General features: G+C 55.8%; 23 protein-coding genes. 11 read left to right on the top strand and 12 right to left on the bottom strand.

Annotated elements, in window-relative coordinates; genetic code table 11:
* The first annotated feature begins 33 nt into the window (after positions 1–33).
* Both ACQY5R_RS06200 and thpR read left to right on the top strand, forming a co-directional pair.
* Positions 34–699: a retropepsin-like aspartic protease family protein gene (locus tag ACQY5R_RS06200; protein ID WP_428605882.1), complete on the top strand. Its 666-nt coding sequence runs from the start codon at positions 34–36 to the stop codon at positions 697–699.
* A 159-nt stretch (positions 700–858) separates the two neighbouring features.
* Entirely contained in the window at positions 859–1,425 is a 567-nt protein-coding gene (gene thpR / locus ACQY5R_RS06195; RefSeq protein ID WP_428605880.1) for an RNA 2',3'-cyclic phosphodiesterase, read from the top strand.
* Between the two features lie 98 nt (positions 1,426–1,523).
* On the opposite strand, the gene ACQY5R_RS06190 is transcribed toward thpR, so the two are convergent.
* The 3 genes from ACQY5R_RS06190 to ACQY5R_RS06180 all read right to left on the bottom strand — a co-directional run bounded on the left by ACQY5R_RS06190 (position 1,524) and on the right by ACQY5R_RS06180 (position 3,723).
* The gene (locus ACQY5R_RS06190) at positions 1,524–2,213 is read right to left on the bottom strand and encodes a c-type cytochrome (protein WP_428605878.1); all 690 of its coding nucleotides are present in this window, start codon (positions 2,211–2,213) and stop codon (positions 1,524–1,526) included.
* A 453-nt stretch (positions 2,214–2,666) separates the two neighbouring features.
* Positions 2,667–3,053, bottom strand: a complete 387-nt coding sequence (locus ACQY5R_RS06185; RefSeq protein ID WP_428605876.1) for a ligand-binding protein SH3 — start codon at positions 3,051–3,053, stop codon at positions 2,667–2,669.
* Positions 3,054–3,366: 313 nt separating this feature from the next.
* A complete protein-coding gene (locus tag ACQY5R_RS06180; RefSeq protein WP_428605873.1) occupies positions 3,367–3,723 on the bottom strand; it encodes a putative quinol monooxygenase in 357 nt (118 codons plus the stop codon).
* A gap of 678 nt (positions 3,724–4,401) precedes the next feature.
* Between ACQY5R_RS06180 and ACQY5R_RS06175 the strand changes: the two genes are divergently transcribed.
* From ACQY5R_RS06175 to mtgA, 7 genes are all read left to right on the top strand, one after another.
* Positions 4,402–5,784, top strand: coding sequence for a histidine kinase (locus ACQY5R_RS06175; protein ID WP_428605870.1), 1,383 nt, complete (start codon positions 4,402–4,404; stop codon positions 5,782–5,784).
* Between the two features lie 2 nt (positions 5,785–5,786).
* Positions 5,787–6,416: a response regulator gene (locus ACQY5R_RS06170; RefSeq protein ID WP_428605867.1), complete on the top strand. Its 630-nt coding sequence runs from the start codon at positions 5,787–5,789 to the stop codon at positions 6,414–6,416.
* Between the two features lie 128 nt (positions 6,417–6,544).
* Complete coding sequence (locus ACQY5R_RS06165; protein WP_428605864.1) at positions 6,545–7,279, top strand: hypothetical protein; 735 nt, start codon at positions 6,545–6,547, stop codon at positions 7,277–7,279.
* Positions 7,276–7,764 carry a MotA/TolQ/ExbB proton channel family protein gene (locus tag ACQY5R_RS06160; RefSeq protein WP_428605862.1) on the top strand — a complete coding sequence of 163 codons (489 nt, stop codon included), beginning with the start codon at positions 7,276–7,278 and terminating at the stop codon, positions 7,762–7,764. Before ACQY5R_RS06165 ends, ACQY5R_RS06160 begins: the two co-directional genes overlap by 4 nt.
* On the top strand, positions 7,764–8,093 hold the full coding sequence (locus tag ACQY5R_RS06155; protein WP_428605859.1) for a DUF2149 domain-containing protein: 330 nt from the start codon (positions 7,764–7,766) through the stop codon (positions 8,091–8,093). The genes ACQY5R_RS06160 and ACQY5R_RS06155 overlap by 1 nt, the downstream gene beginning before the upstream one ends.
* A 214-nt stretch (positions 8,094–8,307) precedes the next feature.
* Positions 8,308–8,592: a hypothetical protein gene (locus ACQY5R_RS06150; protein ID WP_428605858.1), complete on the top strand. Its 285-nt coding sequence runs from the start codon at positions 8,308–8,310 to the stop codon at positions 8,590–8,592.
* A gap of 306 nt (positions 8,593–8,898) precedes the next feature.
* Positions 8,899–9,549 carry a monofunctional biosynthetic peptidoglycan transglycosylase gene (gene mtgA, locus ACQY5R_RS06145; protein ID WP_428605855.1) on the top strand — a complete coding sequence of 217 codons (651 nt, stop codon included), beginning with the start codon at positions 8,899–8,901 and terminating at the stop codon, positions 9,547–9,549.
* 63 nt (positions 9,550–9,612) lie between these two features.
* Here mtgA and fghA read toward each other — a convergent pair whose 3' ends face one another.
* The 5 genes from fghA to ACQY5R_RS06120 all read right to left on the bottom strand — a co-directional run bounded on the left by fghA (position 9,613) and on the right by ACQY5R_RS06120 (position 15,687).
* The gene (fghA, locus tag ACQY5R_RS06140; RefSeq protein ID WP_428605853.1) at positions 9,613–10,449 is read right to left on the bottom strand and encodes an S-formylglutathione hydrolase; all 837 of its coding nucleotides are present in this window, start codon (positions 10,447–10,449) and stop codon (positions 9,613–9,615) included.
* 9 nt (positions 10,450–10,458) lie between these two features.
* A complete protein-coding gene (locus ACQY5R_RS06135; RefSeq protein ID WP_428605851.1) occupies positions 10,459–11,568 on the bottom strand; it encodes an S-(hydroxymethyl)glutathione dehydrogenase/class III alcohol dehydrogenase in 1,110 nt (369 codons plus the stop codon).
* 185 nt (positions 11,569–11,753) lie between these two features.
* The gene (locus tag ACQY5R_RS06130) at positions 11,754–12,308 is read right to left on the bottom strand and encodes an SCO family protein (protein WP_428605849.1); all 555 of its coding nucleotides are present in this window, start codon (positions 12,306–12,308) and stop codon (positions 11,754–11,756) included.
* Positions 12,309–14,243: a cytochrome c peroxidase gene (locus ACQY5R_RS06125; protein ID WP_428605846.1), complete on the bottom strand. Its 1,935-nt coding sequence runs from the start codon at positions 14,241–14,243 to the stop codon at positions 12,309–12,311.
* 64 nt (positions 14,244–14,307) lie between these two features.
* Positions 14,308–15,687 carry a selenium-binding protein SBP56-related protein gene (locus tag ACQY5R_RS06120; RefSeq protein ID WP_428605843.1) on the bottom strand — a complete coding sequence of 460 codons (1,380 nt, stop codon included), beginning with the start codon at positions 15,685–15,687 and terminating at the stop codon, positions 14,308–14,310.
* Between the two features lie 125 nt (positions 15,688–15,812).
* Between ACQY5R_RS06120 and ACQY5R_RS06115 the strand changes: the two genes are divergently transcribed.
* Both ACQY5R_RS06115 and ACQY5R_RS06110 read left to right on the top strand, forming a co-directional pair.
* Positions 15,813–16,454, top strand: a complete 642-nt coding sequence (locus ACQY5R_RS06115) for a TetR/AcrR family transcriptional regulator (protein WP_428605840.1) — start codon at positions 15,813–15,815, stop codon at positions 16,452–16,454.
* Between the two features lie 221 nt (positions 16,455–16,675).
* On the top strand, positions 16,676–17,542 hold the full coding sequence (locus ACQY5R_RS06110; RefSeq protein WP_428605837.1) for an AraC family transcriptional regulator: 867 nt from the start codon (positions 16,676–16,678) through the stop codon (positions 17,540–17,542).
* A gap of 107 nt (positions 17,543–17,649) precedes the next feature.
* Here ACQY5R_RS06110 and gabT read toward each other — a convergent pair whose 3' ends face one another.
* The 4 genes from gabT to ACQY5R_RS06090 form a co-directional block, all read right to left on the bottom strand.
* Positions 17,650–18,927 carry a 4-aminobutyrate--2-oxoglutarate transaminase gene (gene gabT, locus ACQY5R_RS06105; RefSeq protein WP_428605834.1) on the bottom strand — a complete coding sequence of 426 codons (1,278 nt, stop codon included), beginning with the start codon at positions 18,925–18,927 and terminating at the stop codon, positions 17,650–17,652.
* 40 nt (positions 18,928–18,967) lie between these two features.
* Entirely contained in the window at positions 18,968–20,425 is a 1,458-nt protein-coding gene (locus ACQY5R_RS06100; RefSeq protein ID WP_428605831.1) for an NAD-dependent succinate-semialdehyde dehydrogenase, read from the bottom strand.
* A gap of 126 nt (positions 20,426–20,551) precedes the next feature.
* The gene (locus ACQY5R_RS06095; protein WP_428605828.1) at positions 20,552–21,403 is read right to left on the bottom strand and encodes an ABC transporter permease; all 852 of its coding nucleotides are present in this window, start codon (positions 21,401–21,403) and stop codon (positions 20,552–20,554) included.
* A gap of 13 nt (positions 21,404–21,416) precedes the next feature.
* Positions 21,417–22,706, bottom strand: coding sequence for an ABC transporter permease (locus tag ACQY5R_RS06090; protein ID WP_428605826.1), 1,290 nt, complete (start codon positions 22,704–22,706; stop codon positions 21,417–21,419).
* Between the last annotated feature and the right edge of the window lie 52 nt (positions 22,707–22,758).

Genomic DNA, 22,758 nt, shown 5'->3' with positions numbered 1-22,758 from the left:
TCAACACCGGGTGTCGGGCCGACAAGGAGCACTATGAACCATTTTCAATCTTCCAGCCGACTTCCGCTGCACGTTTTTCTGTTGGTGTGTCTCGTTTCAACATCGGCAACGGCGGTGGAAAAGATCCAGGTCATGGCCCTGTTTGCCAACAAGGCGATGTTGCAAATCGATGGCAAACAGCGGTTGTTGCGGGCCGGACAGAGGAGCCCGGAAGGGGTGCTGCTGGTCTCGGCCGACGCCAACGGCGCCGTGATCGAGGTGGATGGCAAGCGCGATCGCTACGGATTGGGGTCACAGGTTGGCGGTACATTTACCCAGCGGCGCATGGCCGAGGTACAGATTTGGGCCGATGCCAAGGGTTCCTACAATACCGTCGGCAGCATCAACGGCCGCATGGTCGATATGCTGGTGGATACTGGCGCGACCAGCGTCGCCATGAGTGAGGTGGAGGCGAGGCGCCTGGGCATCCCCTATCGGGTGAGGGGAGAGAAGACCGGTGTACGCACTGCCTCGGGGTTCGCCCGTGCCTACTCTGTCACGCTGGATGAGGTGCAGGTGGGTGAGCTGGCGCTGCAGAATGTGGAGGCGGTCGTGGTCGAGGGAAACAGCCCGCACCGGGTACTGCTCGGCATGAGTTTCCTCAGCCGGGTAAAAATGGAGCACAAAGGTGCCCTGATGGTTTTGCAGAGTAAATTCTGACAATAAAAACCAGCGCACGTGGGACTATGTGGTGTTTGATTGAATCCATGTCTGTTAAAAAGGCGGACTTTTTTCAAATTGATGATTTGGTCGGATCTGTCTGTTGCGTGCCTTCAGTGCTCTGTTATTACCAATGCTTTCTGCTGAGTCGCCGCTGATATGAAACGCCTGTTCCTGGCTTTGACATTCACCGATCCGGTCAAAGAGGCTTTGGTATCTATCCAGCCGAAAGCGGGTGCGGGCCTGCGTCCGATCAGTTGGCAGGGATTGCACTTGACGCTCTGTTTTATCGGCAAGGCGGAGATGGAGTCGGTGCATCAGGCGCTGTCACCTTTACAGGCTCAGCCGTTTTCGCTCCTCTTTAAAGGGGTCGGCCAGCATCGGTTCTCCGGGAGAAGTGTATTGTGGGCGGGTGTGGCACCTTGTGACGGGTTGATGGTGTTACGACAACGGCTGGTGGCCGTATTGGAGCAGGCGGGGCTCCCGCACGATACCAAGCGCTTTCGTCCCCACGTTACCTTGGCACGTTGTAAACAGGGCGTTCCCCAATCGCGGATTGCCCGATTTCTAAAACAGCATGAAGCGTTTCTGTTGGGGCCAATCCGTTTTGATGCCTTTGTGCTCTATTCCAGTGATACCCGGCCGGAAGGTGCTGTGTACCAATGTGAGCAAATCTATCCTCTGACCGATACTGATAGCCCTATTTTGCCTGATTCCCGGACATAGCGTCCCGCCCTATGTGGCGTGACAGGGGTATCGCGCTCACCGTTTCTGCGTGTTTTTATGTAATGGTCATCAGTGTGACGCCATCTCAGTCCTAACGACTATTCGAGATTGGCTATGTAAGAGGCGACAGCCTGCATCTGCTGTTCACTCAGTTTGAAGGCGACGGCCGTCATCCAGGGATTGCTGCGTCGGCCGGTGCGGTCGCGAAACTCTTTCAGCATCTTTACGACATAATCGGTGCGCTGACCGGCCAGGCGCGCATAGCCCTTCTGTCCATGCCCGTCCTTGCCGTGGCATTCGCTACAGATGGTGGTGAAGAGTTTCTCCCCCTCGGGGATGAGTGCGGGATCCCCGTCGTGCGATGCCTGCGGCTTCAACGTGGAATAGAACAGCGCTATTTTGATTTTGTCTTCATCACTAAAGCTTTTGGCCAGTCCGCTCATCAGGTAGTCATAGCGGCGACCGTCGCCAAACCGCTGGAATTGATCCACGATATAAACCGGGTTTTGGCCGGCGAGATTGGGTACCATCTCCTTGACCGCAATACCCTCTTTTCCGTGGCAGGTGCGGCAGAGTATAGTTCTGCTTCTTCCCTCATCAATCATCTGAGCGAGCTGTTTGGGGTCGCTTTTCAGTGCGTCGATGCGTGGTTCCAGTTCGTGAATGATGCTCTGCTGTGTAGCGAGGTCCGGTGCAGGCGATTGCGCATAGGCCATTCCAACAGTGAAACCCAACAACAGGAGTGCCGGTATCCGGCGAAGCGTTTCTATCGATAAAGTCATAATCATGATTGAGTCATCTGCGGAGCGACGGGATTGTTAGCGGTTTATCGCGCGTTACCATCAATAGGGAAATATGGCATCGCCTTTCAAAGGCGATGATTTCACCATCCATACTAACTTTACACAATTGATATATATCAAGGAAATCCGAATAATAGAAATAGTCACTTCTTTCGGATTCGAAAACAGGCTGTCTGGGCCACCCTTTTACACACGGCATAACTCCAGCCGGAACCGGTTTGTCGCTATCCCTGTCCAGCCAGGCGTGCTTAGGTTGAGGTTTCGATAGCGTTTGTAATCGATCCTCTCCGAAAGGGCCTGGCCGACGCATACCAAGTCAAATACCCGCTGCCTGGTGTCTCTTCAGGTAACCAAGTCATAGCGATGGCGCGACCGGAAAATGGCAGGTGTCACGGTGCCCGGCAACCAGATGGAGCGGTCCGTGGTCGGTGTGCCGATTCAATCCGCCATCCCTTGCCAGAGCATTTTATAACCCAGTTCGTAGGTGTCAGAACAGTACTCGGTCAGTTGCCTGAATTTTTCTTTAAATGCATGGTCGGCGTGGGAACGTTCATGTTGTTCGAAAGAATGCCAATAGGTGATGATCACAAGATGCTCCTCCGACTTCCGGTCAGGATCGAATGATCCCTCTGCGGAGACAAAGCCGGTGTATTCGAATACTTGGCCGCCGATGAAGCCGCCTGTTTTATTGCCATAGGTATTCTTGACGGTGTTGCACATTTCACCGAGTGCCAGTTCCACATCATCGTTTTGAATGCCCTCTTTAAGCTTGACTACATTGAATAACATGACGACGCCATAGGGGATGGTGATCGGATCAAACATCGTTAATCCCCCTGTTCAAACGGGTAGTGCATTCGCATGAAGGCGGGGCCCACAACGAGAGCGATAGGTGCTGCGAATGATGTATAAATTATAGATTGGAAATAGCGGCGGATTGGTACGATCGGTTACGCGGTTGTGAGCACTCGCTGTCGGCGCACTAACTGTATCGACAGGATGTATTCGTCATGTCTTATCAAATCTTTTAATGATATGACGCCCCGACACCTAAAAAATTGGCTCACCTTATCTGCGAACAATCCATACCTCGTTAAGGCTTCCCTGCCAAATAGCTAAGGTAATAGGGACGCGTGTATCAGCGGGTAAATCCACCTAGCCAGCCGAGGTAAGCGGCTCCGAGGCCATCCAGTGCCGATCGTGCCTCATCGCTAGGTTGGCCATAGACTGATAGTGAGGTTGGGGCAAAGCATGCCAGAAAACGCTCCGCAAAATTTGCTCCAAAATTACCGAGATGTACCATGACCGCATCGGAGTCAGTGTAGCGTTCGTTGATATGGCAGGTGGTGCCGTCCGCACTCAAAAACCATTCATAGCCTTCAGCACCCGATTCCTCCCGGGTAGCCGCGACCATTTCACTCATCAGTTGACGGGCCTCTTCTAAACGTCCTTCCCGAACCGATAGTTGTAGATTCCAAGAAATTGTGTTGGACATAATGGTTGCCTCCATTGGTGATATTCTTGCGGTGAAATGGATAATCTAGACGCCCGTAACCAGGGTCCCTGGGAGACGTCTCCAGCGCAGTTCGACTTTTTGATGGCGACGACTGCCTTACCGGAACCGTTGCAGTCCGTAGCGAATTCAGTGAGTAATCCTGTATTAAAAAGGTTGAGTAAAGTCCCTTTGCCTACTTCTTAACACGCTTCGATCCCGGGTATGTTTAAAGAGTATAGGTAGGATATTAAGGACTGCCTGAAAAAATTCGGATAGCCGATTGCCGCCATTTTTTGCGACATGTAGAGGCTAAGTGAAGCGGCTACTTGTTTGCATTTGTCAGCGGACTGCTTCCGGATCCCCTGTCTCTACATATTGGCTTTTTCTCAAATCTTGGTGTCGGGGACAGATAAACGGGTCGATACCTTTTCGTGTCTTTGGTGCATGTTACAATCTGGTACGGTGAAAACGCGGGCAATTTGCCCATATCCTGGCAGTCATCAGTCCTACGGCAGGCAAGTCTCCGGACTGGCACCATGTCAAATGTGGCAATAATCGTCTGGAGCCAAGATCATGCCTCTCTCATACCGAACCATTATCGGCTTCAAGGCCGTTCAAGAGCGCTTCGGTCGTGTCTTTTCCTAGCCATTTCACTGCACCGGATGGAATATGACGGCAATGACGGAACAATCGCGCGTTGCCACTCCCGGCTTTGATCTCAAGCGTCATCTGATTGTGCGGGTAACGCTTTTCGCCTGTCTGATCTGCGTATTGGCCAGTGCCATGACCTTTTACCAGGCGGCCCAGCGCATTCACCAACATGTCACGCGCAGTGGTGCCATCATTGAACAGCTCATATCACAGCAACTGGATGATGAGCGCCGCGGTTTCGAACGCCATATCGAAAGCCTGCAACTGGATATGCTCAAGGAGCTGGGTCTGCTGCTCAAGCTGTGTATCAGCGTGCAGGACATCTACGGCAGCAAGACAATACAGCAATGCTTCGGGACCGGCTCCGCCCACTCGCCCGACTGGGTACGTGCGCTGCTATCCCGGTGGATCGCACCCGAAGCACGCTTTAGCGGACAGGTTCGGCTCTATCCCGGCATTAAGCTGGGTGACTTTATGCTTACCCCCGATGTGGACAGCGAAGCCGCGGAGTTGTGGTCGCAGCTTAGGCTGGTACTGGCGATTACCGTCGGCGTACTGCTGTTGAACCTGCTTGTCTACCTGCCGGTGCGACGCGCCCTAAGCCCAGCCGACCGTATCCTCGATACCATCACTCGGCTCGAGGCCGGCGACCTATCGGTACGTATGCCGCAACCACGGTTGATTGAGTTACGACGTATCGCCACCGGCTTCGACCATCTGGCCGAGCGTCTGCAGCGCACGGACCGGCGCCAGCGCCAGCTCGCCCAGCACTTGCTTTCCGTGCGCGAGGAAGAGCGGCGGCGCCTCGCCCGTGAGCTGCACGATGAATTCGGCCAATGCCTGACCTCCATCCGGGCTGAAGCCAACGTGGCGGCAGAGGATGCCGGTGACCGGTTTCCTGAACTGCAAACCTCGCTCTCCGCCATCGGCCGGATTGCCGCCGAAATGATGGAGAATCTGCAGCGCATACTGCATCAGCTCAGACCGGTAGCGCTGGATGAATTCGGTCTGCTTGCGAGTATCGAACAGCTTATGGAGAGCGCCCGGCGTACCCGGCCGGGCTGTCTGTTCGAATTGTCGGTGGTGGGCGAGGTGGACGCGTTACCTGATGACCTGACCGTGAGTCTGTATCGCATCATCCAGGAGGGGCTGAACAACGCGCTACGCCATGCCCGGCCGGCACATATCGATGTCAAGCTTGAACAGAATGAAAGCGGCGTTCACCTGACGGTTGTCGACGACGGAAACAGTGGTCACCGGGACAATAGCGGAACTGGTCTGGGCGTGCTGGGCATGACCGAACGGGTAGAAGCGCTGGGCGGTCGTTTTTCTTTAACCCCGCAATCACCCGGTGGAATGGCGCTAGAGGCCTATTTCCCCAAGCCAGCCAGCGAACCGGAGGAGGGTTGAAAATGATCCGACTGTTATTGGTTGATGACCACGCTGTGGTTCGTGAAGGTTACCGCCGTCTTCTCGAACGCCGCGGCGACCTCACCATCGTAGCCGAAGCCGGTGCCGCCAATGAGGCGCTCGAAGCCTTTCGGCGTGAAAAACCGGATGTGGTGGTTCTCGATCTTGCACTGCCGGATATGGGTGGTGTGGAACTTATCGGCCGGATCAAGGCGCGTGATGCGGATGCCCGCATCCTCGCCTTCTCCATGCACCGTGAACCGCTGTTTGCCGCTCAAGCGCTGAAGGCCGGTGCCCTGGGGTACGTGACCAAAAGCAGTGAGCCGAGCGTACTGGTACAGGCGGTATACAAGGTGGCGGCCGGCAGTCGGGTGCTCAGCCCCGATATCGCACCGGAGCTGGCCATGGCTCTACTTGACGAAACCCCGGATCCGCTACGCGAACTCTCCCCGCGTGAATTTGAAGTGCTGCGTATGCTGCTCGATGGTGAGAGTCATGACGCGATCGGCCAGCGGCTGTCGATCAGCCCCAAGACCGTGCAGAATTACCATTACCAGATCAAGACCAAGGTGGGCGCCCAGAACGATATGGATTTAGCCCGGATCGCCGCGCGCCACGGTTTGATCGACTGACCCCGGTAGCGGCTGGGGATTCCACCCGAGATGACCCGGGCAATCTGCCCGACCCCGCGGCAGGCGCTTTTTTCGTGCCACCCGGCCGACTAGGATGATGCGCAGTAACCACTACCGAGGAGTCATCCATGTCCGCTTTTGTCACCCGGGTACGCGTTGCCACGCTCATCGCTGCCTCGCTGCTGGCCACATCGGCCAAAGCCGTAATCCCGCCCACCTCTTGCGGCGGTCCAGTCGATGAAAATGGCGAGATCAGTGACTTGTCAGTGGCGTACTGGGCTCGCCAGCCGGCCAGCAATACCATGTGCGCCTATAGCTACTGGGCGGAAAAATGTGGCGATCATGCCACCGCCCACGTCATCATGGATAAATGCATCGAGGCCGGTTTCGTGGGCGCCATGATCTGGAAAGCACTGTTGCTTGAAGCGGGCGCCGGTACCGAAAAGGACGAAGCCGCTGCTGCCGAGCTGTTGCGCCGCGCGGCGCATAGTGACGACAAAGATTACGCTACCTTGGGTAAATTGCATTGGGCCACCAGTCTCTACCTGGGCCGGGGCGTGGAGCGTAACGAAGCTGAAGCCATGAGGTGGTTTCGTGAAGCGGCGGCCGAAGGCGACGTGGATGCACAGACCTTTCTGGAGACCGGTAACCACTACGCCGATCGCGACCTGCAGGGACGCTCAGTGGCCGATCAACTTGCCGCACGGGGAGTGCCCGGCCAAAAGCTGAAGCCCGTTCAGCCAGCGACAGCTGAGCCGGCATTCGCCGTGTCTTTGACGCCACTGGTCTGGTTGGTTGTGGCATTGGTCATAGCCGGCGCTATGCATCGTGCGCGGCGGCCCCGTCCGGAGGTGCATGTATGATTACCTCGCTCGACACAACGATGTATCAGATGGGCCAGATCTTCCTGGCTCCGGTTCTGTTAACCATACTGCTATTGTTCGCTTACGCGTTTTACGCCCTGGGTGCGTTGCTTTGGCAAGGCTGGCAACGCCGCACCGGCAGCATGGCCGGCTTCGAGCTCATCGAACTGTGGGAAAGCCAGCCGCAACTCAGCCGGGGCGAACTCGAACTCATCGCCATTCAGCGCCTGGATATCGCACGCATCGTTACCCGGGTTGCCCCCATGCTGGGACTGGTCGCCACCATGATCCCGCTGGGACCGGCATTGCGTGCGCTGGGCAACGGTCAACTGGCCGATGTGTCCCAGGCGCTGGCCATCGCCTTCTCCGCTGTGATCCTGGCACTGGTGGCGGCGTCCATCACCTACACCGTTCTCAACCTGCGTCGACGCTGGTATGCCCGCGACCTGGCCGAGTTGAGCAAACGATGCCTGGAGGCGTTCTGATGCAGCCAAACCGCTTGCTGGATGACGGCCACGATGAAGATCCCATCCTGTCGGTCGTCAATCTGATTGATGTCTTCCTGGTGTTGATCGCCGCCCTGCTGTTGACGGTCGCCAACAGTCCGCTCTCACCCTATGGCGCCGACAAGGTGACGGTGATTCGCAACCCGGGCGGTGAGAATATGGAACTGATAGTCAAGGATGGCGCCAAGATCGAACGCTTCCGGGCTGACGGGGCCGGTGGCTCGGGTGGCGGGGTCAGAGCCGGTATCGCCTATCGTCTGAAAGATGGCTCGATGGTGTATGTGCCCGAGAACAACGCCGCAAAATAGATTATCGTGTCCGCCGAAGGGAGCCCTTCAAGCATAGTTAAAGCATCGGCAGGGCGTAAGGTCCTTTAGCCTAAATGCTATATAAAGGTAAGGAGAGTTGTATGATCGGTATATGGAGTCAGCATGCCCAAACCTACCTGCTGATTTTCACCTTTTTAACTTCGCTATTTTTTGCATTACCGATTTTATAAAGCCCCTGGTATGGGCCAGATCGATGCAATGGAAAATTCCACAAGAAACAGATTTGATGGTCTATTTTGGACGCTGTTTGAGGGCGTTTATCTGTATCGTTGAATGGCTGGCGCTAAGGGCGGCGCTAACGGGTGAAGCTTTGGTATTTGTTTTCGAACTGCTGGTGGCGGTTTTTTCCTTCATGCTTATCGTGCATATATACGGCGCCATAAAAAAAGATTCAGTCTATTACCGAAACGCTGGAAAACATATTGTGGGTGGTGTTGCTATTGTTAACGCTGGGCTTTTTCCCAACTCTCACCCTTGAGAGTAGATGAAAGATCGCGGATTCTTATCGGTGGCCGTTCCCAAGAATAGTGTAGGTTGAGGTGAATGACGAACCCCGGTACGAGGGTGTCCGCTCGAATAATTTATGGGGATTTAAATGCCTTCATGACTCGTCTGTGTATCGCGAATCCGGAATGCAACACCTTGCAAAGTCAGTTGGTACTGAAGGGACTGGCTCGGGTATTATTGGTTTCCAAATGGAAGCGGCTTTTTTAGCATCATCATGCGGTCAACCAAAACAAAACGGCGTACCCAGTCAAAATGGAGATACCGTCTTCTACGGTGGATGTTTTTCCTTCTGCTGAGCATCACGTTACTCGGTGTGCTGGTGGTACTGCCTTGGCGCTGGTTTGCACTACCTACCAGTGCTTTTATGATGACCGAGCGTTGGACGACAGGCAATGAGGTTGACTATCGTTGGACGCCGCTTGAACGAATCTCCCCGCAACTGGCAATCGCTGTTGTCGCCTCCGAGGACCAGAAATTTCCCAGACACTACGGTTTTGATCTGGATTCGATCATGGATGCGCTATCATCCCGGCGTAAACAGATCCGCGGGGCCAGCACTATAAGCCAGCAGGTTGCGAAGAACCTTTATCTGTGGGGAGAACGGAGTTATCTGCGTAAGGGAATCGAAGCTTACCTGACCGTACTGATTGAGAGTCTCTGGCCGAAACGGCGGATTCTGGAGATCTATTTAAACGTGGCCGAATTTGCTCCCGGTGTTTATGGTGCAGAAGCTGCGAGCCAGCGCCTGTTTGGCAAACCCGCCAGTCGACTCACCTTGCTTGATAGCTCATTGCTGGCGGCGGTGTTGCCAAACCCGAAACAGATGCGGGCTGCCCCCCCCTCCGATTATGTGAGAAAAAGAGCGCAGGATATCCGCTATGAAGTGCGTCGTTTGGGTGGCGCGCACTATCTGGACTTTCTGGAATAATTTATAGAGTGGGAAAAACATGGGGACCTTTCCATAATCGGATAGGCCCCCATGACGGAGGAGCTATTTCCTCAATGCAGCGGCATGATAGGACAGGTGTTCCCCGATGAAGGTGGCGATGAAGTGGTAGCTATGGTCGTAGCCTTCCTGCATGCGCAGGGTGAGGGGGATGCCCCGCTCTTCACAGGCGGCTTGCAGGTCGGATGGATTGAGCTGGTCGGCCAGGAATTCGTCGCCGGTCCCCTGGTCGATCAGCATTGGTAGCCATGCCGTACCGGCCTTGATCAGTTCAGTTGCGTCATACTGCCTCCACGTCTCAATATCATCACCCAGGTAGGCGCTGAAACAGCCTTCACCCCAACCGCACGCTGTTGGATGGCAGATGGGTGCAAAGGCGGAGACGGAACGGTAAAAGCCCGGCTCCTTGAGTGCGCAAATCAACGCCCCGTGTCCACCCATGGAGTGGCCGGTGATCGATCGATAGTCGGGGATCAGCGGCAACTCGCCCTCGATCAGTGCGGGAAGTTCCCGGGTCACATAATCGTACATCCGGTAATGGCGTGACCAAGGGAGTTGGGTGGCGTTGACATAGAAGCCGGCACCTTGGCCCAGGTCGTAACGCTCCGGTTCATCGGCTACCTCGATACCGCGCGGGCTGGTGTCGGGTATCACCAGGGCAATGCCCAGCTCTGAGGCGTAACGTTGTGCGCCCGCCTTGGTGCGCACGTTGTCATCGGTACAGGTGAGTCCGGAGAGCCAATAGACGGTCGGTACCTTTTCTGTCTCCGCCCGGGGCGGCAGGTAGACCGAGAAGGTCATGTCGCAGTGACAGCTTTGCGAATAATGTTGATAGCGGTTTAGCCAACCGCCGAACTCCTTGATGCTTTCGATCTGTTTCATGCCACGGCCTCAAAAGATGATGACGGAGCGGATGCTTTCGCCGTTGTGCATCAGCTCAAAGGCACGGTTGATCTCCTCCAGCGGCATGGTATGAGTCACCATGCTGTCGAGTTCGATTTCACCGTTCATATAGCGATCCACATAGCCGGGCAGTTCACTGCGCCCCTTGACGCCGCCGAAGGCGGTCCCTTTCCAGGTGCGTCCCGTCACCAGTTGGAAGGGGCGGGTACTGATCTCTTGTCCGGCTCCGGCGACACCGATGATGGTGGAGACGCCCCAGCCCATGTGGCAGCACTCCAGCGCCTCGCGCATGACATGCACGTTACCGATGCACTCGAAGGAGTAGTCGACACCGCCCCGGGTCATCTCGACAATCGCTTCGGTGACACTGCCGCTCAGGGTTTTGGGGTTGACGAAATCGGTAGCCCCCAGCGCTTTGGCGATCTCCCATTTGTCCGGGTTGATATCGACGGCGATGATGCGCCCCGCCTTGGCCATGACTGCCCCCTGAATGCAGGAGAGGCCGATGCCGCCCAGCCCAAATACGGCGACGGTTGAACCGGCTTCCACCTTGGCGGTGTTGAGCACCGCGCCGATGCCGGTGGTAACACCGCAGCCGAGCAGGCATATCTTGTCCAGCGGTGCCTCTTTATTAACTTTGGCCAGCGCGATTTCGGGCACCACGGTATATTCCGAGAAGGTGGAGCAGCCCATGTAGTGGTAGATTGGTTTGCCGTTCATGGAGAAGCGGCGGGTGCGGTCCGGCATGTAGCCGGTCCAGACGGTTTCGGCGATCGATTGGCAGAGATTGGTCTTGGGGGAGTGGCAGTATTCGCACTCGCCACACTCCGGTATGTAGAGCGGGATTACGTGATCGCCCGGCTTTAGCTCCTTCACCCCGGGTCCGCACTCCACCACTTCGCAACCGCCTTCATGTCCCAACACGCAGGGGAAGGCACCCTCCGGGTCGTCACCCGAGAGGGTGAAGGCGTCGGTATGGCAGACGCCGGAGGCGATCACCTTCAGCAACACTTCCCCCTCTTTGGGGCCTTCCACATTGATCATCTCGATCGATAACGGCTTTTTTGCTTCCCAGGCCACGGCGGCTTTGGCTTTCATACGGCATACTCCTTTTTTCGATGATGTTGTGCTGATAAAAAATAGCGGTTGTCCCCCTGTTCCCGCTTTTCTGGGAAGTGGGTTGGGGGAATTTAAAAGATGTGCCTATCTTACGTGTCTGTTTATCCCTATCTTTGTCCTATCAGTGTGAGACGGCGTGTTCCTGACTGGCTTGCCCATGCCGTTTATTGCGTTGAGCCATCAAGCAGTGATCGCACCACCTGTAACACATGTGCGGCTGGCAGGCCGTAGGGCACCATGCCGAATAGCTGTCCGTTACGATCGATGAGGTACAGGTTGGCGGAGTGATCCAGGCTGTAATCGCCATCCGGTTGCGCCTGTTTCTGGAACGCCACGTGATAAGCGGTTGCGACTTGGCTAATGGCTGCGTCCGATCCGGTCAAGCCGATCAGGGATGGATTGAAGTAATTCAGGTAAGCCTGCAATACCGGTGGGGTATCACGTCCTGGGTCGAGCGTGATGAATAGGCCCTGCACCTGATCGGCGTCGCCTCCCAAACCGTTCAGTACGCTGGATATACGTGCCAGCTCGGTGGGGCAGATGTCAGGACAGTAGGTGTAGCCGAAAGAGAGCAGCACCACCTTGCCGCGCAACTGTTGTAGTTGAAACGGTTTGCCCTGCTGATCGGTTAGGGTGAAATCACCTCCCATCGCCGCCAGTCCGGTGTGATAGATCGAAAACAGGCCGATAACCCACAGCCAACGCATCAGTTTACCCATTCAGCGTACCTCTACCCTAGTGCCATGAACCGGGTTTGGATCGCCAATAGGCGCTGCAAAGGCATCGGCTACGATCCGGTCCACATTACTACCGGTCAGTGATTGCAGGAAGGCGACTAAAGCCTGCTTCTCCGGCTCCGTCAGTTGCAGCGGTTTGATCAGGGGGTCGAGCCGTTCATTCTTCACGCCGCCGTTATTGTAGAACTCCACCACGTCGCGCAGGGTACTGAGTGAACCGTTGTGCATATAGGGCGCGGTCAGGGCAATATTGCGTAGACTCGGCGTCTTGTATTTCCAGCGGTCGTGGGGATTCTGTGTCACTTCATAACGGCCCACGTCAGCGGGCGTTTGTTCACCGACGCGTTCAATCAGCGCTCGATCAATATTGATGCGCACGCCTGGGGCGATCTGTACCGATTCCTTGGCCGGCCGGATACCCATCGATTGACGATAGCCGACACCGGTGTTGTGCAGGCTGTGATCGGTGAACAGGGCGTACCGTTCACCGATTCGGTGGCAGGCGACACAGCCCGCTTTGCCGGTAAACAGTGCATACCCCTGCTGTGCCTGTGGTAAGAGTGCATTCGAGTCGCGGCCGTAATGCCAGCGATCAAACGCCGAATCGGCGGATACCAGGGTCCGCTGGTAACTGGCCAGCGCCTGACCCAGTGTCTCCATGGAGATGCCCTTGCCGTTGAAGGCTGTCTCAAACAGAGCCTGGTAATCCCCGATGTGGCGTATTTTATTCAGCAGGTAACCGACCGAGGGATTGGCCATTTCATTTTTCGCCAACAGCGGTCCCCATACTTGCTGTTCCAGGCTATCCTCTCGACCGTCATGAAACAGCAGTTTGGCGTAGGCGGTGTTATAGATTGTCGGTGAGTTGCGCCGCACGCTACGCCCCTCGACGCCGACCGCCATGGCCAGTTCATTGCTGGTGAACCCCTGCTCCGGAATGTGGCACATGGCGCAGGAAAAGGTGTCGTTGAGTGAGAGGCGTCGATCGAAGAAGAGTTTTCGACCCAGTGCGACTTTATCCCGGGTGATCGGATTGTCAGCCGGCTCCGGTATGGGGGGCAGTCCCAATGGCGCTTGTGTTAACGGCTGTAGCAAGTCGGCCTGTTTGCCTCGCCGCATTTCCAGCGCGCGGGAACGGGTGGTATAGCTGGCTTTTTCGTAACCGGTTTTGTCATCACCCGGTTGCGACAGGTGTAACGCCTGTTGGGTTTTGGATGCGACAAGGGCGGACGCAGGGTCAGCTTTGAGTAGCGTCTTGATATCGTTCAGAACCAGCGCCTGGTGGAGAAATCCCACGCTGTAAATGTTGCGTATGCGCTTTTCGGGATCGATCAGGTAAACACGTAGCAGGTGGGAATAGCTGATGCGACGATTGCCGTCACTGGTCAAGTCCGGCTGAACCGGTTGATGGTAGGCATCAAGAATAGGATCCAGATTTTTTTCCGAGACGGTGGTGATGAATTGCCAGTCGCCGCGACTGCCGGCATAACGGAAGTTGTTGGCGTACCGTTGCATGGCTTCCGGTGTGTCTGACTCCGGATCAAAGCTGAGGCTGATCAGTTTCAGCCGGTCGGCCAGTTGCGTATCCTCCTGCATGGCACTTTTGATCTGGTAAAAGACGTGGGCGGTGAGCGGACAGCCGTTCACGTCACTGCAGCGGCTATAGATAAAACCCAGCAGTACATACTTGTCCGCAAACAGGTCATGCAGTTGTTGCGGGCGACCTTCGGCATCCAGCACGGTTCCATCGGCTGCTGTGCCGAGACTGGGTAGGCTGTAACTGCCCACTGCAGGTAATGGGTAACCCAGTCCGCCATAGCCGACCGCCAACGGCGTGGTGCGGTGAGTGGTATCCGCCATCGCGCTGGGGTTAAACCACAGCCAAACCGTGAAAAGCATTAAGCATCGGAGCAGCATCTGATCTCCCGGATTGCTTACAGGCCGGATGCGGTGGCGCATCCGGCCTGTTGGGTTAGGGATATCAGTCACCGGTTTGCAGTTTTGCTACGGCCGTCTTTACGTCGGGTTTGGCGGCACTGTAGAGCGAATAGGCACCGAAGCGCATCTGATGGGCGCGCCCCAGTTTTTGCGCATTGAAGTCAATAGAGAACTTCTCCACCAGCTTATTGCCATCCCAGACAAAGCTCTTGAAGTACTGCTCGTTGTCTTCACCCTTCTTGTCCCAGTTGGCTAACAGCGATGAGGTGTAATAGATACGCTTGCCATCCCAACTGGAGGAGGCCATGTTGACCTGACGACCGATTACCTTTTCATAGACTTGCTTGGGATGGTGCGGGTCGGTCATATCAAACAGCCGGGTTTTGCCGTCCATGAAGGTGTTGACCCAGAGGTGGCTGTCATCCGAACTGATGGAGATATCCACCGGCAACGGCACCTTCGACGGATCATCGATATCGGCCACCGCCTTGCTCTGCCATTCCCCCTTGTCATCTTCATAGATCAGGTGAATTTTCGAGGTGAGCGCTGTGGTGGTGACGCACCAGTTGTGATTGGGTTGCCAGGCACAGCGGATCTCCAGCGGGGCGCCCGGGACGTCGAGCACTTTTTTCGGCTGCTTGCTGTGCAGATCCCAAACTACCATGGTATTGCCGAAGCGTTTCATCGCCTCCTTGTCCTGCAGCATCTTGCCGAAATCCATCATGTAGTTGGACCAGCCGGTGAAGGAAGAGGTGAGCATGATGTTACGACGCGGCAGAACACGCACATCGTAGTTGTAGCCGTCGGCAAATTGCCCGCTCTTTTCCGCCCCCTGCAGGTTCTGATCGGTAGGCATCCAGTGGGTGGCGACATATTCACCTTCATTGGTGTACTCCACCAGTGCGGTGCGGCCGCCATGGTCCTTGTTATTGGAGAGACCGGTGATCATGATGCGGCCGGGCAGGGCATAGGTGGTGTGGGGTCCGACCACGCCGCCGCTCTTGTCGACAAAATCGGTCACCACTTTGTGCAGGGTCGGCTTGGCCGGGTTGGTCGCTACATCAAAGATAAACAGCTTGTTGGTATCCAGGCCGCCGGCCCAGAGGTAGCGGCGGTCGTCTGTGAAGCCCGAGTGGTGGGCCTCATTGCGTCCGCCTACCGATAGGGTGGCCACCACCTGGCCATAGTGGGCTGACTGGGGGTTGACGTCGACCGTGACCAGTTTGTCCTGCCCGTCACCGAGCCCTTCCACGCCGAGGGTCCAGACGTAAACAAAATCTTCCTGTCCGGTGATCTTGGCCATGTAGGGTGACTGGCAGGTTTCATCCGCTTGGGTCGGGGTGCCGGCCAATGACAGGGTTAAAGCGATGGCGGCGGCTAGTGCAACGGGCCGGGAACGGCTCGCCTCTCTTCTCTTGTTCATTGTATATCCTCCGTTGGGTCTTTTTTTATACTCAGTAAAAAAGTAGAACGAATGTTCATTCTTGTCAAATTTTTTACTATGCTATGTATAATCAGCCGATAAAGACCCATCGTTGCGGAGCTTGCATGCCCTACCTGAATAAGACCGTTCCCACTCCTGAACCGCTGGATTGCCGTATCCTCACGGCGGCGCTGGACCTGTTTGTCGAAAAGGGATTTCACAATGTCTCGGTGCACGATGTGCAGCGGGAATCCCAGGTCAGCATCGGTTCTATCTACAAACATTTCGGTGGCAAGGAGGGGGTCGCCAAGGCGCTTTACTACCACTTGCTGAATGAGTTTGAAGAGATGATTACGCAGGTGATTGAAGAAGACCTGACCAATCGGGAACGCTGTAATCGGATCATTGCCCTGTTGTTCGAATACACCGAAAGTCGACGCAATATCATTGAGTACATGTTGCATGCCAAGCATCGGGAGTTCTTGCCGGATGAACCGCCAATCTGCAGCTCCACCCCGTTCGAGGCGATGCGCAACATCGTTAAACAGGGCATGGAGGCTGGGGAGATCCGTCAGGGGGATCCCTGGGTGGTGGCCGCCACGGTTTTCGGTGGAGCGATTCGCATGATCCATTTACGCCTTGACGGGGTGATTAAGACACCGCTTCCCCATTACTATGACGAAGTGATCGCATGCATGTGGGGCGGGTTGGCGATCGAGAAGAAGGCTAAAACGAAAAGAAGAGCGACCGCCGTGGCCGCCGGTTAATCCGCGGTCCCTTTGCCCCATTCGTTAAGTGGGCACCGGGGCGGTGCCACACTCGGCGCTGATCGTGTTGTCCCCTGTGGCCGTTGCGTGTTTTTTAATTCCGTCAGCCGGTGAGTCGCCGTTGGCGGTGTAGCGCGGATTATTCTGAATAATAGCAATATCAGTCAGGATGTGGTGTCGGCGTGTCGGCACAATACCCGCCTGATTGAAGAGGTGCGGCGGTGAACGGGGAAGCGAAGAAATCTTATGCGGAAAAGATCAATAGGGTGTGGGATTACATCAGTGAACACCTTAATGATGATTTATCTGTCGAGCGATTGAGTCAGGTGGCCAATTTTTCCAAGTTTCACTTTCACCGTCAGTTTACGGAATACACGGGTATCAGTGTTTCGCGGTTTATCTTGATGGCGCGTCTGAAAAGAGCGTCTTATCAGTTGGCGTTCCATAAAGATTCGCGGATTATCGATATCGCTCTGGATGCCAGTTTTGAAAATCCGGAGTCCTTTTCTCGTGCATTCAAGAATGTGTTCGGACAGACACCCTCTCAATTCAGACGTAAACCCGAATGGATCGACTGGAAACGTAAATATCAATTTCCGGTTATTGAGAGGAATGAACCCATGCATGTAGAGATAGTTCAGTTTGACGAGACAAAAATCGCGGTGTTGGAACACCGTGGTTCACCGGAGTTATTGAATGATTCGGTGGCGCGGTTTATCGAGTGGCGCAAGCAGAGTCAGTTGTCGCCTGTCGACACGAGTAATACCTATGGCTTGATTTATGATGATCCGAAAACGACAGAGCCGGACCAATTCCGGTTCGATCTGTGTGGATCGGTCAGGGCGGCGGTGCCGGCAAATCCGCAGGGTGTCATCAACAAGACGATTCCGGCCGGTCGTTGTGCGCGCCTGCGTCATCGCGGCCCCTATGAAGAGATGGATGATAAGGTGCGCTACCTATACGGTAAATGGTTACCGGAAAGCGGTGAATCGTTGCGCGATTTTAACTGCTTCTTCCACTATATCAATCTGTTCCCGGAGGTGGCCGAGCACGAGTTGATGACGGATATCTATCTGCCCGTCGAATAGCGTAACGGTATTTTGAATAGGCCGGTCATTCCAGGTTCTGGCTAACGTATTTCAATGCGTTAGCCAGAACCGTCCGGATGGTGGGGTGGTGCTCTCCGCCTGTCTGTTCAGGTCGTTTCGGCCAGACACTCGGCGAGTATCTCCATTCCCCTATCGATCAGCGCATCAGAGATGGTCAGGGGAGCCAGTAGGCGTATGACATTGCTGCGCACACCGCAAGAGAGTAGCAGCAGGCCTTTCTCTGCCGCTTTGCCTACCAGGGCGCGGGTCAATTCCGCATTCGGTTTATCGGCGTCGCCATCCTGTACCAACTCCATCGCCACCATGGCGCCGGTGTGGCGAACCTGTCCAATCTGCTTGTGGTAACGCTGTTTCAACTCATTCAGGTGGTTGACCATGCGCTCACCCATGGCACCGGCGCGTACCACCAACCCTTCCTCTTCGATCACATCCAGCACTGCCAGTGCGGCGGCACAGCCCAGGGGAGAGCCGCCGTAGGTGCCGCCCAGTCCGCCAGGATTGGGAGAATCCATGATCTCGGCCTTGCCGACCACGGCGGCAATGGGGAATCCTCCCGCCATACCTTTGGCGAGTGTCATCAAGTCAGGTTCAATACGGTGATATTCGGTGGCAAACATCTTACCGGTACGGGCAAAGCCGGTCTGTATTTCATCACAGATCAACAGTATGCCGTGCTGGTCACAGACTTGGCGCAGGTAGGCGAGAAAGCCTTCCGGGACCGGATAGAACCCCCCTTCACCCTGCACGGGTTCAATGATGATGGCGGCGACACGTTGCGGTTCGATATCGGTCTTGAAAAGGGTTTCCAGTGCCTGCAGTGAATCCGCCACGCTTACGCCGTGGTACTCAATGGGGAAAGGCGCATGAAAGATGTCAGCCGGGAAGGGGCCGAAGCCGGCTTTGTACGGCACGATCTTTCCGGTCAGGCCCATGCACAAGTTGGTGCGACCGTGAAAGCCGCCGTTGAAGGCGATGATGCCGGGACGGCGGGTATGGGCACGGGCGATCTTGACGGCGTTTTCTACCGCTTCGGCGCCGGTGGTGACAAAAATCGACTTGGCATGATTGATCGGTACCAGCTTGTTTAACCGTTCGGCCAGCTGAACCGCTGAATCGTACGGGGTTACCATGACACAGGTGTGGCTGAATTTTTCCAGCTGTGCCAGCACGGCGGCGGTAACTTTGGGGTGGCAATGGCCGGTGTTGACCACCGCGATACCGGCGGCAAAATCGATATAGGATTTGCCTTCTACATCCCAGATTTCAGCGTTTTTTGCCCGCTCGACATAGAATTGGGACTGGTTGCCCTGACCCCGGGCAATCGCTTTCTCTTTGCGTTGTTGCCATTCAGTATTGGTTGTCATCTTAAGTGTCCTGAAACGTGTGAAATGATTACCGGGGGGGCTATTTGTCCAGCCCGCCCATGCACAGATATTTAATTTCGACAAAGTCATCGATGCCGTATTTGGAACCCTCGCGTCCCAGTCCGGACTCCTTGACGCCGCCGAAGGGCGCCACTTCGTTGGAGATGATCCCCTCGTTGATACCGACCATGCCGTACTCCAGCGCTTCGCTGACGCGCCAGATGCGGCCGATGTCGCGGCTGTAGAAATAGGCCGCAAGACCCACTTCAGTGTCATTGGCCAGACGGATCGCTTCCGCTTCCGTCTGGAAACGAAATATCGGCGCCAATGGGCCGAAGGTCTCCTCGCGTGCCACGGTCATATCAGGGGTGGCATCGGCGATGACCGTGGGTTCGAAAAAAGTGCCGCCCTGAGCGTGCCGTTTACCGCCGCAGATCAAGCGTGCGCCTTTGCCGAGGGCGTCCTGGATGTGAGCATTCACCTTGGTGACGGCCGCCTCATTGATCAGTGGCCCTTGGGTGATCCCCTCGGTCATGCCGTCACCCACCTGTAGTTGCGAGACGGCCGTAGCGAGTTTGTCGGTGAACGCGTCGTAGATTTCATCCTGGACCAGGAAGCGGTTGACACAGACACAGGTTTGGCCGGCATTGCGATACTTTGAGGCCATGGCGCCACTGACGGCGGCATCCAGGTCGGCGTCACTGAAGACGATAAATGGGGCGTTGCCGCCCAGTTCCATGGAGACCTTTTTCATGGTGTCGGCGCAGGCGCGCGTCAATATCTTTCCCACCGCCGTGGAGCCGGTGAATGAGAGCTTGCGCACTGTTGGATTGGCGGTCATTTCCTTACCCACGCGCACGCCGGATTCCGACGTCACTACATTAAATACGCCCTTGGGGATACCGGCGCGTTCCGCCAGTTCCGCCAGTGCCAGCGCGCTGAGCGGCGTGAGTGCTGCGGGCTTCACCACCACCGGGCAACCGGCGGCCAGTGCCGGGGCACATTTGCGGGTAATCATGGCGATTGGAAAGTTCCAGGGTGTGATGGCGGCTACCACCCCAATGGGTTGTTTGATGACGACAATACGGCGATCGTTGAACGGTGAAGGAATGACATCGCCGTAGACGCGCTTCGCTTCTTCGCTGAACCATTCGATAAAGGAGGCACCATAGGCTACTTCGCCCTTGGCCTCGGCCAGCGGCTTACCCTGCTCGGCTGTCATCAGGCGTCCCAGGTCATCCTGATTGGCCATGATCAACTCGAACCATTTGCGCAGAACCGCTGCCCGTTGTTTAGCCGCCTGTTCGCGCCACGCCGGCCAGGCCGCCTCGGCGGCATCGATGGCGCGGCGCGTCTCTTGTTCCGCCATGTCAGGCACGGTCGTGATAGCTTCGCCGGTCGCGGGATTGGTGACGACAAACACCTCCCCACTATCCGCCGAGCACCAAGCCCCGTTGATATAAGCTGCATTCTTCAGCAAGGTTGGATCTTGCAACATGTTGTACTCCTGTTTTCTTGGTGCCGTTCGCCAGCCAGACGGGTCAAAGCGGCCGGGGTCTGCTCGGTGAAGAGCGCAGACTGGATTGGCATGGTGTTAAAAAAGGTTGATGCGTGTACGGAGAAATCAGCCGGGCGATAGGCCACGCAATCGTTCACCGCGGCGGCGTAATAGTTCGATGGTGGTGAGCATGAGAATGGACAGGGCCACCAGCAGAGTGGCCACGGCCAAAATGGTCGGGCTGATCTGTTCCCGAATGCCTGACCACATCTGCCTGGGGATTGTTGTCTGCTCGGCGCCGGATAGAAAAAGCACCACCACAACCTCATCAAAGGAGGTGCCGAAGGCGAACAGTGAGCCGGAGATAACGCCCGGCAGTATCAACGGCATAATGACGGTAAAAAAGATGCGGCTATGGGATGCGCCGAGACTTAATGCGGCGCGTATCAGGCTGATGTCGAAACCCGACAGGGTGGCGGTAACGGTGATGACCACAAAGGGCGTGCCCAGTACGGTGTGGGCGAGGATCAGTCCCCAGAGATTGCCGGCCAATCCGAGGCGCGCGTAAAAGAAGTAGACACCGGCCGCCGTGATAATCAACGGCACGATCATGGGGGAGATCAGCACGCCCATGATGACTCCGCGGTAGGGCATGTGGGGGCGCGAAAGACCCAGTGCTGCCAGGGTTCCCAGAGCGGTTGCCAAGAATGTAGATGCCACGCCGATGTAAAGGCTGTTCTTGACCGCCAGGATCCACATGTCGTTGGACAGGAAATCCTCATACCACCTGAGCGAAAAGGCGTCCGGATCCAGCGACAGCATCCCCTGCGTAAAGCTGAAGTACGGCTCCACGTTGAAAGACAAGGGAACGATCACCAGGATAGGTGCCATCAGAAAAAGAAACACCAATGCGCAAATGAACCAGAAGGTATAGTGCCAAGCGCGTTGCAGGGGGCTGGCGTAGGTAGGAAGTGCCATGATAGTGATCCCGTTAGCCCAGTTTCAGTTTGTCGATGCCGATGATGCGGTTAAACAGCCAGTAAAGCATCAGGACGATGACCAGCAGTATGCCGGCCAACGCGGCGGCCAGTCCCCAGTTGAGACTCTGCTGCATGTGGTAGGCAATGAAGTTACTGATCATCTGGCCGGTGCGTCCGCCAACCAATGCCGGGGTGATGTAGTAGCCGATGGCCAGGATGAAGACCAGCAGGGATCCCGCGGCGATACCCGGCTTGGTTTGCGGCAAATAGACGCGGACAAAAGCGGTGAAGGGCGATGCACCCAGCGAGGTGGCGGCGCGCATAAAACTGGCGTCAATGGATTTCATGACGCTAAACAGCGGCAGTATCATAAAGGGCAACAGTATGTGGGTCATGGCGACAACGGTGCCGAACATGTTGTACATCATGTCCAGCCGGTTCCCCTCATCCAGCACTCCCAACCAAACCAGTAAATCATTGACGATGCCGTGAGTTTGCAACAACGCTATCCAACTGGTGGTACGGACCAGGAGCGAGGTCCAAAATGGCAGTAATACACAAATCATCAGCAGGTTGGCTTTCGCCGTCGGCAAGGTCGAGAGCAGGTAGGCAACGGGGAAACCGAGAATAAAACAGCTGATGGTGACGCCAAGGCTGATAGCGAAGGTCTTGACGAAGTTATCGACGTAGATGGAACGATCGGCCGGTTTATGAGTGATGTTACCTTTCGCATCATAGGCCAGGTCCAGTGCGCTGAGGTAAAAGGCGGCGGTGGTGCCTGGCAGTACACGCTTGATCGCGCCCCACGTCTCTATGTCACCCCAACGTTTGTCGACGTGGATCAGTGTTTCTTTCCAGGTGCCTTCTACGGCTTCCACCCGTGTCAGTCTGCGTGCGGATTTGGTCAGCAGGCTGCGTATACCGCTTAGTTCAAAATTGAGGCGTGTTGCGATCTTGCCCAGCGTGCGGTTTTTGTGGGCGATCTGGATATCTTTTGCCAGCGCGGCAAAAGCCGGCTCGTCGGGGAGCGTCGATTGATCCCAGTCGAACAATTGCGCCGCCAAGTCGGGCATGAGTTCCGCCACGGGACCGTTATTGACACTGCGTAGCATCATATCGGCGAGCGGAAATACAAACATTGAACCGATAAAAACCAATAGGGGTAAAACCAGGAGAAACGCTTTGGTTTTTTCCCGTCGCGTAGACCGTGCCAACTGTGCCTTCAGCGCTTTTCCTTCAAATACCTTGGCGCTGGGAAGCACTGAGGTCAAGTCCTCAGACTGAACCGCAATTTCGTTCACCGTTTATCTCCTCGGGTTGGTTCGGTACCCGGTGGTGTACAACGGCACCACC

Origin of the sequence: Sedimenticola sp., assembly GCF_050289425.1 — a bacterium.
GTDB lineage: Bacteria > Pseudomonadota > Gammaproteobacteria > Chromatiales > Chromatiaceae > Sedimenticola.
The sequence above is the reverse complement of the archived record's forward strand: the minus strand, read 5'-3'. Positions and strand labels throughout refer to the sequence as shown.

Bases quoted from the DNA above. Each gene is read 5' to 3' on its own strand.
- ACQY5R_RS06175 (WP_428605870.1), top strand. From the start codon at position 4,402: ATGACGGAACAATCGCGCGTTGCCACTCCCGGCTTTGATCTCAAGCGT.
- ACQY5R_RS06185 (WP_428605876.1), bottom strand. From the start codon at position 3,053: ATGTTTGATCCGATCACCATCCCCTATGGCGTCGTCATGTTATTCAAT.
- ACQY5R_RS06150 (WP_428605858.1), top strand. From the start codon at position 8,308: ATGCAATGGAAAATTCCACAAGAAACAGATTTGATGGTCTATTTTGGA.
- gabT (WP_428605834.1), bottom strand. From the start codon at position 18,927: ATGACAACCAATACTGAATGGCAACAACGCAAAGAGAAAGCGATTGCC.
- ACQY5R_RS06115 (WP_428605840.1), top strand. From the start codon at position 15,813: ATGCCCTACCTGAATAAGACCGTTCCCACTCCTGAACCGCTGGATTGC.
- ACQY5R_RS06120 (WP_428605843.1), bottom strand. From the start codon at position 15,687: ATGAACAAGAGAAGAGAGGCGAGCCGTTCCCGGCCCGTTGCACTAGCC.
- ACQY5R_RS06095 (WP_428605828.1), bottom strand. From the start codon at position 21,403: ATGGCACTTCCTACCTACGCCAGCCCCCTGCAACGCGCTTGGCACTAT.
- thpR (WP_428605880.1), top strand. From the start codon at position 859: ATGAAACGCCTGTTCCTGGCTTTGACATTCACCGATCCGGTCAAAGAG.
- ACQY5R_RS06100 (WP_428605831.1), bottom strand. From the start codon at position 20,425: ATGTTGCAAGATCCAACCTTGCTGAAGAATGCAGCTTATATCAACGGG.
- ACQY5R_RS06190 (WP_428605878.1), bottom strand. From the start codon at position 2,213: ATGATTATGACTTTATCGATAGAAACGCTTCGCCGGATACCGGCACTC.
- ACQY5R_RS06180 (WP_428605873.1), bottom strand. From the start codon at position 3,723: ATGTCCAACACAATTTCTTGGAATCTACAACTATCGGTTCGGGAAGGA.
- ACQY5R_RS06165 (WP_428605864.1), top strand. From the start codon at position 6,545: ATGTCCGCTTTTGTCACCCGGGTACGCGTTGCCACGCTCATCGCTGCC.
- ACQY5R_RS06155 (WP_428605859.1), top strand. From the start codon at position 7,764: ATGCAGCCAAACCGCTTGCTGGATGACGGCCACGATGAAGATCCCATC.
- ACQY5R_RS06170 (WP_428605867.1), top strand. From the start codon at position 5,787: ATGATCCGACTGTTATTGGTTGATGACCACGCTGTGGTTCGTGAAGGT.
- fghA (WP_428605853.1), bottom strand. From the start codon at position 10,449: ATGAAACAGATCGAAAGCATCAAGGAGTTCGGCGGTTGGCTAAACCGC.
- ACQY5R_RS06135 (WP_428605851.1), bottom strand. From the start codon at position 11,568: ATGAAAGCCAAAGCCGCCGTGGCCTGGGAAGCAAAAAAGCCGTTATCG.
- ACQY5R_RS06130 (WP_428605849.1), bottom strand. From the start codon at position 12,308: ATGGGTAAACTGATGCGTTGGCTGTGGGTTATCGGCCTGTTTTCGATC.
- ACQY5R_RS06125 (WP_428605846.1), bottom strand. From the start codon at position 14,243: ATGCTGCTCCGATGCTTAATGCTTTTCACGGTTTGGCTGTGGTTTAAC.
- mtgA (WP_428605855.1), top strand. From the start codon at position 8,899: ATGTTTTTCCTTCTGCTGAGCATCACGTTACTCGGTGTGCTGGTGGTA.
- ACQY5R_RS06160 (WP_428605862.1), top strand. From the start codon at position 7,276: ATGATTACCTCGCTCGACACAACGATGTATCAGATGGGCCAGATCTTC.
- ACQY5R_RS06200 (WP_428605882.1), top strand. From the start codon at position 34: ATGAACCATTTTCAATCTTCCAGCCGACTTCCGCTGCACGTTTTTCTG.